This window comes from Leifsonia sp. Leaf336, assembly GCF_001423695.1.
GTDB lineage: Bacteria > Actinomycetota > Actinomycetes > Actinomycetales > Microbacteriaceae > Leifsonia.
On the sequence record NZ_LMOZ01000001.1, the window covers coordinates 925,585 to 937,894 of the forward strand.

11 protein-coding genes are annotated in these 12,310 nt (G+C 71.4%); 4 read left to right on the forward strand and 7 right to left on the reverse strand.

The window, feature by feature from the left end:
• Positions 1–35: 35 nt before the first annotated feature.
• Complete coding sequence (locus ASF88_RS04525; protein WP_055914796.1) at positions 36–2,915, reverse strand: aminotransferase; 2,880 nt, start codon at positions 2,913–2,915, stop codon at positions 36–38.
• 155 nt (positions 2,916–3,070) lie between these two features.
• Between ASF88_RS04525 and ASF88_RS04530 the strand changes: the two genes are divergently transcribed.
• Complete coding sequence (locus ASF88_RS04530; RefSeq protein WP_055914799.1) at positions 3,071–3,451, forward strand: DUF3054 domain-containing protein; 381 nt, start codon at positions 3,071–3,073, stop codon at positions 3,449–3,451.
• Between the two features lie 36 nt (positions 3,452–3,487).
• Here ASF88_RS04530 and ASF88_RS04535 read toward each other — a convergent pair whose 3' ends face one another.
• From ASF88_RS04535 to ASF88_RS04550, 4 genes are read right to left on the reverse strand one after another with little or no spacing between them, the layout of a single operon-like run.
• Positions 3,488–4,768, reverse strand: coding sequence for a DUF445 domain-containing protein (locus tag ASF88_RS04535; RefSeq protein ID WP_235493277.1), 1,281 nt, complete (start codon positions 4,766–4,768; stop codon positions 3,488–3,490).
• Positions 4,769–4,775: 7 nt separating this feature from the next.
• On the reverse strand, positions 4,776–5,885 hold the full coding sequence (locus ASF88_RS04540; RefSeq protein WP_055914805.1) for an aminopeptidase P family protein: 1,110 nt from the start codon (positions 5,883–5,885) through the stop codon (positions 4,776–4,778).
• Positions 5,886–5,944: 59 nt separating this feature from the next.
• The gene (locus ASF88_RS04545; protein WP_055914808.1) at positions 5,945–7,105 is read right to left on the reverse strand and encodes an acyl-CoA dehydrogenase family protein; all 1,161 of its coding nucleotides are present in this window, start codon (positions 7,103–7,105) and stop codon (positions 5,945–5,947) included.
• 51 nt (positions 7,106–7,156) lie between these two features.
• Entirely contained in the window at positions 7,157–7,912 is a 756-nt protein-coding gene (locus tag ASF88_RS04550; RefSeq protein ID WP_055914811.1) for an SDR family NAD(P)-dependent oxidoreductase, read from the reverse strand.
• Between the two features lie 60 nt (positions 7,913–7,972).
• Between ASF88_RS04550 and ASF88_RS04555 the strand changes: the two genes are divergently transcribed.
• Positions 7,973–8,644, forward strand: a complete 672-nt coding sequence (locus ASF88_RS04555; protein ID WP_157498229.1) for a TetR/AcrR family transcriptional regulator — start codon at positions 7,973–7,975, stop codon at positions 8,642–8,644.
• Here the strand turns inward: ASF88_RS04555 and ASF88_RS04560 are convergent.
• Positions 8,616–9,224 (reverse strand): TetR/AcrR family transcriptional regulator, encoded by a 609-nt coding sequence (locus ASF88_RS04560; protein WP_055914814.1) that lies wholly within the window; start codon positions 9,222–9,224, stop codon positions 8,616–8,618. The genes ASF88_RS04555 and ASF88_RS04560 overlap by 29 nt on opposite strands.
• Before the next feature lie 109 nt (positions 9,225–9,333).
• Between ASF88_RS04560 and ASF88_RS04565 the strand changes: the two genes are divergently transcribed.
• Together ASF88_RS04565 and ASF88_RS04570 are read left to right on the forward strand one after the other, a co-directional pair.
• Positions 9,334–10,440, forward strand: a complete 1,107-nt coding sequence (locus ASF88_RS04565) for a hypothetical protein (RefSeq protein ID WP_055914818.1) — start codon at positions 9,334–9,336, stop codon at positions 10,438–10,440.
• A 9-nt stretch (positions 10,441–10,449) separates the two neighbouring features.
• A complete protein-coding gene (locus ASF88_RS04570) occupies positions 10,450–11,430 on the forward strand; it encodes an aldo/keto reductase (RefSeq protein ID WP_055914819.1) in 981 nt (326 codons plus the stop codon).
• 45 nt (positions 11,431–11,475) lie between these two features.
• On the opposite strand, the gene ASF88_RS04575 is transcribed toward ASF88_RS04570, so the two are convergent.
• Positions 11,476–12,246 carry a hypothetical protein gene (locus ASF88_RS04575; RefSeq protein WP_235493278.1) on the reverse strand — a complete coding sequence of 257 codons (771 nt, stop codon included), beginning with the start codon at positions 12,244–12,246 and terminating at the stop codon, positions 11,476–11,478.
• Between the last annotated feature and the right edge of the window lie 64 nt (positions 12,247–12,310).

Below are 12,310 nucleotides of genomic sequence, written 5' to 3' on the forward strand. Positions count from 1 at the left end.
GTACTCGTCAAGCCGCTGCCGACGGGGAGGTGCGATCAGATCGTCGCGAGCACCAGGTCGAGCGCGTCGACGAACCGGTCGGCGCTCTGCCGCGTGATGCACAGCGGGGGCTTGATCTTGAGCACGTTCTTGCCGTCGCCGGTGGGCTGCACGATCACGCCCTCCCGCAGCATGCGCTCGCAGATCAGAGCCGCCTCGGCCGTCGCCGGCTCGAGCGTCTCGCGGTCGCGCACCAGCTCCACGCCCAGGTAGAGGCCGAGCCCGTGCACGGCGCCGACGAGCGGATGCCGCCGGCCCAGCGCCTCCAGCCGCGATGCGAGGTGATCGCCGACGGTCGCGGCGTTCTGCTGGAGGCCCTCGTCGCGCATCACGTCGAGCACGGTCAATCCGACGACCGAGCTGACCGGGCTGCCGCCCGCTGACGAGAAGAAGCTGCCCTCGGCCGCGAACGACTCCGCGATCTCCCGACGGGTGATCACCGCGCCGAGCGGGTGGCCGTTGCCCATCGCCTTCGCGACGGTGATCACGTCGGGCACGACGCCCTGCTGCTCCGAGCCCCAGAAGTAGTGTCCCAGCCTCCCGTAGCCCACCTGCACTTCGTCGGCGATACACACGCCGCCGCGGGCGCGCACACGCTCGTAGACGCCGGCCAGGTAGCCGTCCGGGAGCAGGAGGCCTCCCGCGTTGCCGAACACCGGCTCCGCGATGAAGCCGGCGATCCCGGTGCCGGCGGCGTCGAGCCGGGCGAGCTGCTCATCCAGCTCGGCGAGGTAGGCGGGTCCGGAGTCCGCACCGCGGTGGCGTCCGTGGAAGACGTTCGGCGACGCGATCAGCTCCACCCAGTCCGGCCGCGTCTCGAGGGCCCGCGGGTTGTCGCCCAACGACGAGGTGACCGCGTCCGCGCCGACGGTCCAGCCGTGGTAGGCCTCGGTCACGGCGAGGATCGTGCGGCGCGCGGTGTGCACCTGCGCCAGCCGGAGGGCGAGGTCGACCGCCTCGCTGCCGCTGTTGACGAGGAACACGGTGTCGAGGCCGTCGGGTGCGACCTCGGCCAGCCGTTCGGTGAAGCGCGAGAGCTCCTCGTAGTGGAAGCGGGAGTTCGTGTTCAGCCGCGCCCACTGGTCGCGCACCGCCTCCACCAGGCGCGGGTGCGCGTGACCGATCTGGGTCACGTTGTTGACCATGTCGAGGTAGCTCTGGGCCTGCGTGTCGAAGAGGTGGTGCCGCCAGCCGCGTTCGATGAGGGGAGGCTCGGCGAAGTAGTGCTCCTGCACGCGCGCGAACGAGGCGTCGCGGCGAGCGAGCGCCGCTGCCGCGTCCGGCGACGGCACGGAGAGCTCCACGCCGAAGATGTCAGACGGGTCGGGGGACACCTCTTCCCAGAGCGTCGACGGCAGCGCCGGGGTGACGAGCGCGGGAGGCCGGCGTCCCGGAATGCGGCTCAGCTGGGCGGTGATCCGCACGGCGCTGCCGATCGCCTCGCCGCGGTCGACGGAGGCGGTGGTCAGCGGGCGGGACAGGCCGTCCAGCCAGAGATCGATGCCGTCGCCGTGCAGCAGCCAGGAGCCCGCGGTCAGTCGCAGCTCGCCGGCGAACGGCGCGTGCACCACGAGACCGGTGGGAGCGTCCAGGGTCACGCCGAGGGCGATGGTGGCCGACGCCTCCGATCGGTCGACCACGGCCCGGCTGAGCCGGGCCTCGCCGTACCGCGTGAGCGCGTGGCCGTGCCGCCGGCAGATCGCGGAGAGCACCGCCTCCTCGGCGTCAGCGCGCGACCACCTGCCGTCGTCCAGGGCGCGACCGGTCACCGAGAGGTCCGCGAGGTTCTCCTCCGTGCTGTCGACGGCGACCAGGCGGCCGAGCGCGGAGGCGGCGGCCGACTCCGCAGCGGCGGCGGCGAGCCGCGCGCGCACCACGGCCTCCACCTCGGCCGCGGGGAGGCGGCGGGCGACGTCGAAGGCGACCCACTCGTGCGCCCGGTTCTCGTCGGCGTAGTCGTTGTCGCCGTCGAGGGCGACCTGCTGCTCGCCGCTGACGACCAGCACCGCGCCGCGCAGCACGACCAGCGGCCAGAGTGCGGCAAGGTCGACGTCGTCGAGCGGCGACTCCGCGTGGAACGCCTCGATCACGTCGAGCACTGCCAGCGGGTCGTCCGGAACGTGGTGGAGGGCGCTCGTCACGGTCGCCGCGAGCTCGGCGACGAGCCACCCGTCGGCGACGTCGCCGAAGTCGATGACGCCCGGCCCGTCCGTTCCGAGCACGATGTTGTCGTCGGTGACGTCGCCGTGCACCGCCTGCACACGCAGCCGATTGCGCAACGGCTCGAGTTCCGCGAGCGCGCGCTCGGTGGCCCGCAGCACGGCCAGACGCTTGGCGGGCTGTGGAACATGGTCGGCCAGCAGCTCGACCACGTCGCCACCGATGCGCGCATCCCACTGGGTGGTGCGGGCGAGGCCGCCATGCCGCAGGCCGGACAGTCCGGCAGCGATGCGCCCGGAGAGCCGACCGAGCGTGCGCAGCTGTTCGCGGCTGGGGCGCGCGACATCGGTGAGCGGGTCGCCGTCGAGGAAGCTGAGCACACGCGCGTTCAGCGTTCGGCCCCGCACCTCCACGGCCACGACCTCCGCGCCGTCGAGCGCGGGCACGACGGTCGGGATGCGCACGTCGAGCCCGGCGAGCAGCTCGAGAGCGGCGTTCTGGGCGTGCAGCTCGTCGACCGAGAAGACGGGATTGGCGATCTTGAGCACGTAGCGGCCGCTGCCGGTGTCGACGAGGAAGTTGCGATCCTGGTTGCTGCCCAGCTCGGTGATCCTGCCGCTCAAGCCGAACACGCGCTCGGCCACGGCCGCGGCGTCGTCGGGGCCGACCTCCGGGCGGGGCAGCGAAGGCTGGGCGAGGAAATCGGAGTTCGGCACGGATGCTCCTCGGCGTGCGGTCGCACGGCGCTCGGGTTCGCCGGCGCTCGCCGTCTCGTCGGCGCCGTCGGTGGGCAGGACGCCGTCAGTCTATTGAAGCGGACGCCACGCTCGCACCCAGCGAACGCTCGGGAGCGGCACCGTAGCATCGACGCGTGAAATCCTGGAGGACAGCAGTCGTGGCGTTCGTGATCGACGCCGCGCTCGTCCTCGTGTTCGTGCTCATCGGCCGGCGCAGCCACGGCGAGGCGGCGACCGTCGCCGGCATCCTCACGACGTACTGGCCGTTCTTCATCGGACTCGTCGCCGGCTGGTTCGTCACCTGGGCGTGGCGCCGCCCGCTCGCCCTGCTCTGGCCGGGCGTGCCCGTCTGGCTGATGACGGTCGCGCTCGGCATGCTGATCCGCACCTCCGTGGGGCAGGGCGTGGAGCCCGCCTTCATCGCCGTCGCGTTCGTCGTGCTCGGGGTGTTCCTCGTCGGCTGGCGGATCGCGGCGATCCCGTTCGCGCGGCGCCGGGCGCTGCGGCGGGCCTGAGCTCGTCGGCGTTCCGCGGCTCCTCTTCGAGACCGCTCAGAACGCTCCCGCCACCAGCGTCGCGACCGTGTAGATCGCCAGGCCCGCCAGAGCGCCGACCACGGTGCCGTTGATCCGGATGAACTGGAGGTCGCGACCCACCTGGGTCTCGATCTTGTCGGTGGTCTCCGCTGGGTCCCAGGCGCGGACGGTCTCAGTGATGACGCTCGCGATGTCGTGGCGGTAGGTCGACACGAGGTAGCGCGCGGCTCCGGAGATGCGCTCGTCGAGGGAGGCGCGCAGCTGCGGGTCGGCCGTGACACGCGCTGCCGCGTCGGCCAGGGCGGCGGACGCCCGCTGCCGCACGACCCCGTCGGGGTCGCTCAGCGCGTCCACCGCCGCCGTGCGCGCGGCCGACCACGCCGAGGCTGCCAGCTCGCGGATGCGCGGGTCGTCGAACGCGCGCGCCTTCGCGGCCTCCAGCCCCGCGATGGTCTCCGGGTCGTGCTGGAGGCGGTCGCTGAGCTCGGCGAGATAGCCGTCTAGTGCGCGCCGGGCGCGGTGGGTGGGATCGTTCCGCACGTCGGCGACGAACCGGCGAAGCTCCTGGTGCACCCGCTCGTCGACGAGCCGGTCGACGAACGACGGCATCCACGACGGCAGTCGTCCCGAGACGAGGTTCGACAGCGCGTCGGGATGGATGACGAGCCAGTCGTCGAGCCGGTCCAGCAGCAGGTCCACGGCGTCGTGGTGCCCGCCGGACGCCAGGATCCGCTCGCCCAGCCTCCCGATCGGCGGCGCCCACTCCGGCGCGATGACGTGCGTGCGCACGACGGCCTCCACGGCCTCCCGCATCCGGTCGTCGTCGAGCAGGCCGGCCAGCCCGACGACCGCGCCGGACGCCTCGGCCACCACCCGTTGCGCGTTGCCCGGCTCCATCAGCCACCGCGACACCGCGCCCGACACGTCGTAGGCCGCGAGCCGGGTCGCGACGACGTCGTCCGACAGGAACTCGGTCTCCACGAACTCGCCGAGAGTCTCGCCGATCTCGTCTTTGCGAGTGGGGATGATCGCCGTGTGCGGGATGCGCAGCCCGAGCGGATACCGGAACAGAGCGGTCACGGCGAACCAGTCGGCCAGCGCACCGACCATCGCGCCCTCCGCCGCCGCGCGCACGAACCCGAGCCACGGGTAGCGGTCCTGCAGCGCGAACGAGACGGCGAAGATCACCGCGGCGACGGCGAGCAGACTGGTCGCCAGCAGCTTCATCCGCCGCAGCGCGCGGCGGCGCTCGGCGTCGCGGTCGGCCGGCGCGGTGCTCACGGGCGTTGCGGTCACCAGTCGGTCACCGGACGATGTGCAGTTCGCGGCTGGTGTTGTTCAACCGGTGCGCGCCGTCGTCGGCGGCGACGACGATGTCCTCGATGCGCACGCCGAAACGGCCGGGCAGATAGATGCCGGGTTCCAGCGAGAAGCACATCCCGGCGACGACGGGCTGCTCCTCACCCTCCACCAGATACGGCGGCTCGTGCGTCGTCGTGCCGATGCCGTGGCCGACGCGGTGCACGAAGTACTGCCCGTAGCCGGCCTCCGCGATCACGGCGCGCGCGGCCCGGTCGATGTCCTGGAGCGGCACACCGACCGCGACCGCGTCGAACGCCGCCTGCTGGGCGCGCTTGACCACCTCGAAGACCTCGTGCTCCTCGTCCGTCGGCTCGCCGACGTGCACGGTTCGGGTCGTGTCCGAGCCGTACCCGTCCATGAGGCCGCCGAAGTCGAGCACCACCATGTCGCCTTGCTGGATGAGCCGGTCGCCGGCCTCGTGGTGCGGGTTGGCGCCGTTCGGGCCGGAGCCCACGATCGTGAAGTCGACCTGCGAGTGGCCGTGCTCGCGCAGCAGCCGGTCGAGGTCGGCCGCGACCTCCCGCTCGGTGCGGCCCGCGAACGACACCGACAGGATGTCCTCGAAGGTCGCGTCGGCGGCGGCTCCGGCGGCGGCGAGACGGTCGATCTCGTCGGCTCCCTTCACCGCCCGCAGCATCGGGAGGACGTCGGAGAAGGCCCGGAAGCGCACGTCGGGGAGTTCGCGCTGCAGCGCCAGCAGGTGCATCGCCCAGGCGGAATCGGAGATGCCGTACCGTCCGCCCGACCAGAGCTGGTCGATCAGCGGCGCGTGCTCGTCCTCGCCGTCGGCCCAGGTGACCAGCCGGAACGCCCCCGCTGCCCGGGTGGCGGCGGCGCTGTCGCGCTCGAGCACCGGCACGACCATCATCGGCTCGCCCTCGCTCGGGATGACCAGCATCGTGAGCCGCTCCGTCACCGGAGGCAGGTAGTCGGCGAAATACGCCAGGTCGGGGCCGGGCGCCACGAGCAGGGCGTCGAGGTCGGCTTCCTTGGCGTGCGCGGCGCCGCGCGCGAGGCGCTCGGCGAAGTGTTCCGCGGTGATCTCCTTCATGACGCCTCCTGGTCGGTGGTCTTCGGCTGCTGTCGGCTCCGTCTTCGATCGGTCGTCGATCAGTCCTCGATCGGTCCTAGCCACGCGTTGGCGACGGTACTGTGCGCGGACTCGGCGTCGGAGGGGTGGAAGAGGCCGGCGAGCACGTCGCGGTACAGCCGGCCGAGCTCGTTGCCCGAGAAGTAGGTGGAGCCTCCCGAGACCCGGATGGCCTGGTCGACGACGCGACGCGCGGTCTCCGTGGCCCGGATCTTCATGCCGACGAGTTTCGGGAACCACTGCGCGCCGTGGTCGGCGAGCGTATCGACGTCGCGGGTGATGGCGTCGAGCTGGGGGAGGAGGGCGTCCTGATCGATCGCCGCCTCCGCGATGCGCCACCGGATGTCCGGGTCGTTCGCATAGCTGCGGCCGTCGTTCTTGAGGCTCTTCCTGCGCTGCGCGGCGGCGACCGCGAGCTCGAGCGCACGAGCGCCGATGCCCGTGTAGACGGAGGCCAGCAGCAGTTCGAAGTTGGCGAAGATCGCGAAGACGAGCGGGTCGGGGTTCGGGCCGGGGTCGAGGCGGCGCACAATCCGGTCGGCCGGCGCCTCCGCCCCGTCGAGCACGGTCGTGCTGCTCTGCGTCGCCCGCATGCCGATCGTGTCCCAGTCGTCGCGGATCTCGAACCCGCCTCCTGCGCGGTCGATGAAGCCGTAGACGATCTTCGGCGCGTCGGCGCTCTCGGTGTCGAGGCCCATCGTGCCCAGGCGCGTCCACGCGGGGGAGAGGGAGGTGAAGATCTTGGTGCCGGTGTAGCGGTAGGAGCCGTCGGCCTGCGGCCGTGCCTGTGTCGTCGACCCGAACAGCACGAGGTCGTTGCCGGCCTCGCTGAGCCCGAACGCGAACACCTCGCCGGCGCCGGCCTCCCGCAGCAGGAACTCCAGCGAGTCGTCGCCGCGATCCCGGAGGGTCTTGGCCACGCCCGTCCAGACCAGGTGCATGTTCACGGCGAGCGCCGTCGCGGGCGCTGCGCCGGCGAGCCGCACCTGGAGGCGCGCCGTCTGCTCCAGCGACAGACCCAGGCCGCCGAACTCGGTGGGGACCAGCGCCTTCAGATACCCCGCGTCCGCCAGCTCGGCGAAGTCTTCGGTGAAGAAGCGGTTCTCGGCGTCGTACTGGGCGGCTCGGGAGCGGAACCGCTCCAGTCGCTCCTCGCTCAACAACTCGTCGTGCTCGGTCACGCTCCTCAGCCTAGGGGAGCGCGACCGGGCACGGCAGTGGGTCGCCCGACCTCACTGGGCGGTGTAGCCGCCGTCCACCAGGTGGTAGCTGCCGGTGATGAACGATGCGGCGTCGGAGGCCAGGAAGGCGACGAGTGCCGCGACCTCCTCCGGCTCGCCGAGGCGGCCGAGCGCGTGCTTGCTCTCGAGGAACTGCAGCGCCTCCGGGCTCATGTTGGCCTCCACCAGCGGGGTCTTGATGAAGCCGGGGCCGACGGCGACGACACGCACCTTCTGGTCGGCGTACTCGAGGGCGGCGTTCTGCGTGAGGCCGAGGAGGCCGTGCTTGGCCGTGACATAGGCCGACGAGTTCGCGAAGCCGACCGAGCCGAGGATCGAGGCCATGTTGACGATCGCGCCACCGCCGTTGGCCGCCATCGCGGTGAGCTGCGGCTGCATCGAGTACATCACCGCGTTGAGGTTGACCTCGATGACCTTGCGCCAGCTGTCGAGCGAGTAGTCGGCGACCGGAGCGGCGTCGCCGCCGATGCCGGCGTTGTTGACCGCGATCTTCAGCGGTGCGAGGGCGTTCGCGGCCTCCGCGCTCGCCACCGCGAACGCCGGGTCGGTCACGTCGCCCGCGAGCGCGGCGGCGGTTCCGCCCGCTGCCTCGATCTCGGCGACGACGGCCTTCGCGTGCTCTTCGTTCAGATCGGTGACCAGGACCGCGGCGCCGCTGGCCGCGAGGGTCAGCGCCACTGCGCGTCCGATGCCCGAGCCTCCACCTGTGACGATCGCGGAGCGGTCGGCGACATCGTACTGAGCCATGGGAAATTCTCCTTCCAGTTATCCGACACATGTCGGATAACTCCATTGTACGATCGGAACGTGAACACCGCGAAGCCGAACCGGGAGCGATCGAGTGCGCCTACGGCGAACACGGGCAGCGGCGCGGGCGTCGGCGCGGGCCAGGCGGTCGCACCGCGCCTCGACGCCCGGCAGGAGAAGACGCTCGCCCGGCTCGGCGCGGCCGTGCTCGCGCTCGCCGCGGAGCAGCCGATCGCCGACGTCACGGTCTCCCGGCTGGCCGCCACCGCGGGTGTGCACCGGTCGACGGTGTACGAGTACGCCGCGTCGCCCGCCGCCCTGCTGCAGCGGGTGCTGCGCAGCGAGCTGGACGCTCTGCGAGCCGAGTTCCTGGTCGATGTCGCGCCCGACGACGCCGCAGCGGCGATCGGCGGGGTGACCAGGGCGGTGCTCCGGCACGTCGACGAGCACGATGCGATCTACCGTCGCGGGCTCGGCGCCGGCGGGGTGGAGGCCGGCCTGAGCGCGATGCTCAGCGAGCACTTCCAGGCCTCCATCGAACTGCTGCTGCAGCAGAACAGCGTCAGCGTGCCGGCCGGCGACGAGGTGGAGCGGCGCGCGATCGAGCGCTACCTGGCCGACGGGATCATCGGCGCCATCGACGTCTGGCTCACCCGGCCGCGACCGCGCGACGTGGAGGCCCTGCTCGCGCTGCTGGAGCGCCTCACCCCGCCGTGGTGGCCGGCCCGCTGAGCGAGAGGCCGTCCACGACATCCAGATAGGTCGGGCCGTCGAAACCGTCGAAGAGGACGGTCTGGATGACGTAGCCCTGCACGAGGCTCATATATACGGACGACTCGCGAACGGCACGGGTGCGGGCGGCCTCGGCCGGCATCGCCTGCGCGTGCCACTCGGTCAGGTAGTCGGTGAACATCGAGCGGATGCGGTCGCCGATCTCGGAGGACATCCTCTTCAGCCCGGGGTTGATCGGAACCTGCCCCCAGACCTGCACGAGCAGCTGCACGTCGACGATGTGCGACAGGAGGCCGGTGACGAGCAGGCGGACGATCTGGCCGGGGGCGGGGAGGGGGTGCTGCATGCGGGCCTCGGCGACCTCCAGGAACCGCGCGTCGAGGATCTCGGACGCGGTCAGCTCGATCAGCTCGTCCTTGCTGGCATAGTGCCCGTAGATCGCGCCGGCCGACAGACCGGACTCGGCGATGATGTCGGCCATCGATGTCGCCGCGAAGCCGTTGCGCGCGAAGCAGCGGAGGGCTGCCTGCGCGATCTCGTGGCGTCGCGCGCTGCGGTACTCCTCGGTGACCTTGGGCATCGCGGTCTCCTCCCGTCGGGATCCCCGGAAAAAGAATGTTCGTTCTTGACAATAGCGCCGCGCCTGCCGATTATAAAGAACGAGCATTCGTTTTTGTTGGGAGATCGTCATGAGCATCAGCACCGAGCGGGACCAAGCGCGTCCCACGTCAGAGACCCCGGCGGCGGTGACCACGCCACGGGTCGTACACACCCCGTGGGGGCGCGCCATCGCCCTCGCAGTGGCGGCGGCGGCGGTCGTCGTCGTCATCCTGCTGGCCTTCCTCTGGCCGACGGTGACCTCCACCGTCAAAGACCTGCCGATCGGTGTCGCCGGCCCCTCGGCGCAGGTGACCGCGGTCGAGAAGCAGCTCGACACGGCGGCCGACGGCGCGTTCGCCGTGACCTCCTACGGCGACCGGCAGGCGGCGGTCGACGCCATCCAGAAGCGCGACGTGTACGGCGCGATCGTCCTCGGCGACACTCCGGAGGTCCTCACGGCCTCCGCCAACGGCGCCGCCGTGGCGCAGATCCTGAACCAGGTCGCGACCACCCTGCAGACGCAGGCGAACGCGCAAGCGGCCGCGGCCGTCCAGCAGGCGATCGCCGCAGGTCGCGCACCCGCGGGCACGAAGCCGCCGACGATCACGGTGAAGGTGACCGACATCGTGCCGTTGTCGTCCAACGACTCGCGCGGCCTCGGACTCGCCGCGTCGTCGTTCCCGCTGGTGCTCGGCGGGATGATCGGCGGCGTCCTCATCTCGTTGCTCGTCGCGGGCAGCTGGCGCCGGCTCACCGCCGTCGTCCTCTACGGAGTCGTGGGCGGCCTCGCCGTGACCGGCATCCTCCAGGGTTGGTTCGGCATCCTGCAGGACGGCCTCTGGGCCAATGCGCTCGCCGTCGGGCTCGCGATGTTCGCCACGGCGGCCTTCGTGGTCGGGATGAACGCGCTGTTCGGCCGCGTCGGCATCGCCATCGGCGCGGTGCTGACCGTGCTGGTCGGCAACCCCCTCTCCGCTGCCGCTCAGCCGCTCCAGTTCCTGGTCGGGCCGTGGGGCGCGATCGGCCAGTGGTTCGTACCCGGCGCGTCGGTCTCTCTGCTGCGCGACCTGTCGTACTTCCCGTCGGCGGACGCGCTCTTCCCCTGGCTGGTGCTGCTGGGCTGGGCGACGGTCGGTGTCGTCGGGATGCTCGCCGGGCACTTCCGCAACCAGGAGGTGACCGAGGCGGCGGCCTAGGCTGGACGCATGCAGCAGCGAATTCTCGGACGCACCGGGCGGGATGTCTCAGTCATCGGTCTCGGCACCTGGCAGCTCGGCGCCGACTGGGGCGACGTGTCGGAGGCCGACGCGATGGCCGTCCTCGACGCGGCCACCGAGTCGGGCGTGACGTTCTTCGACACGGCGGACGTGTACGGCGACGGCCGCAGCGAGCAGCTGATCGGCCGCTACCGCGCCGCCCGCCCGGAGCTGCCGCTCACCGTCGCGACCAAGATGGGCCGCCGTGAGGAGCAGGACCCGGCCAACTTCACGCTGGCGAAGTTCCGCGAGTGGACCGACCGGTCGCGCCGAAACCTCGGCGTGGACACGCTCGACCTCGTGCAGCTGCACTGCCCTCCCACACCGGTCTTCTCCAACGCCGCCGTCTACGACGCGCTCGACGCTCTGGTCGAGGAGGGCGCGATCGCGAACTACGGGGTGAGCGTCGAGACCTGCGCGGAGGCGCTGGAGGCGATCGCGCGGCCGGGAACCGCTTCGGTGCAGATCATCCTGAACGCGTTCCGCCTCAAGCCGCTCGACGAGGTGCTGCCGGCGGCCCGGGAGGCCGGCGTCGGCATCATCGCGCGGGTGCCGCTGGCCTCCGGCCTCCTGAGCGGCCGCTACTCGGAGTCGACGACGTTCTCGCCGGACGACCACCGCAGCTACAACCGCCACGGTGAGGCGTTCGACGTGGGGGAGACCTTCTCGGGGGTCGACTACGAAGAGGGTGTGCGCGCAGCCCGCGAGTTCGCCGCGCTCGCACCGGAAGGCGCGACCTCCGCCCAGGCGGCCCTCGCCTGGGTCATCGCCCAGAGCGGCGTCACCACCGTCATCCCCGGCGCCCGCTCTCCCGAGCAGGCGCGGGCGAACGCCGCCGCGGCCGACGTTGCCCTCCCCGCCGGCTTCGCCGACGCCGTCAGCGCGCTCTACACGCGCTACTTCCGCGCCACCACCCACCCCCGCTGGTAGCCGAAGCGTGAGTAATCGCGGGAATCCACGACTCGTTTTCCGCGATTACTCACGTCTCGTCCACAGGAGGCGGGACAAGCGGGAGAGGAGCGCGGTGGGGGATTGCATGTCCGCGGCGGTGACACGGACGACGCGCCACCCCAGGTCCTCGAGCTGCTCCCGCCGGCGGATATCGCGGAACCACACGTCACGCTGGACGCGGTGCCCGTCGCCTTCGTACTCGAGGACGACTCCCCGGTCGGGATAGGCCATGTCGACGCGCGCGATGAAACCTCCGTCGCGCTGGTGGATCAGGTAGTTCAGCGCGGGTTCGGGCAGTCCCGCGTCCACGATCAGCAATCGGAGCCGCGTCTCGGCGGGGGACTCGGACCTCGTGCGGATGAGTGCGAGCGCAGTCCGAGCTTTCATGATTCCTCGCCGGCCGGGCGTCGACCGCACGATCTCGGCCAGCGCCTCGGGTGTGGTCAGAGGATGTCGATAGCTGACCAGCCAGTCTCCCAAAGCCACGAGTGCGTCGCGATCGAGGCTCACGGCGAGATCGAGCCAGGTCTGCTCGGGAGTCGTCAGCGGAAGACCACGGACCGAGATGGTGTTCCACGCTGACAGGGTGTGTCCGGCGACAGACCTGGCCTGCACCGCTCTCTCGCCGGCAGGGACGCTGACGTGGAGCCGCGCATCCTCGCGGATGTGAGCGGGAAGGGGCGCGCCGAGTAGTTCAGCTGCGGTCAGGTGGCTGAAGGCGATCCGTTCCTCGCGGTGGAGCAGGAACGCCTGGCACCGCGACTCCAGACCGTCGTCGTGACCCGGAAGGCGCACGCCCCGGATCGGCGTGCTGAGGTCGTTCGCCCGCAGCCTGCCACCCGTGACACCTCGGTCTAGA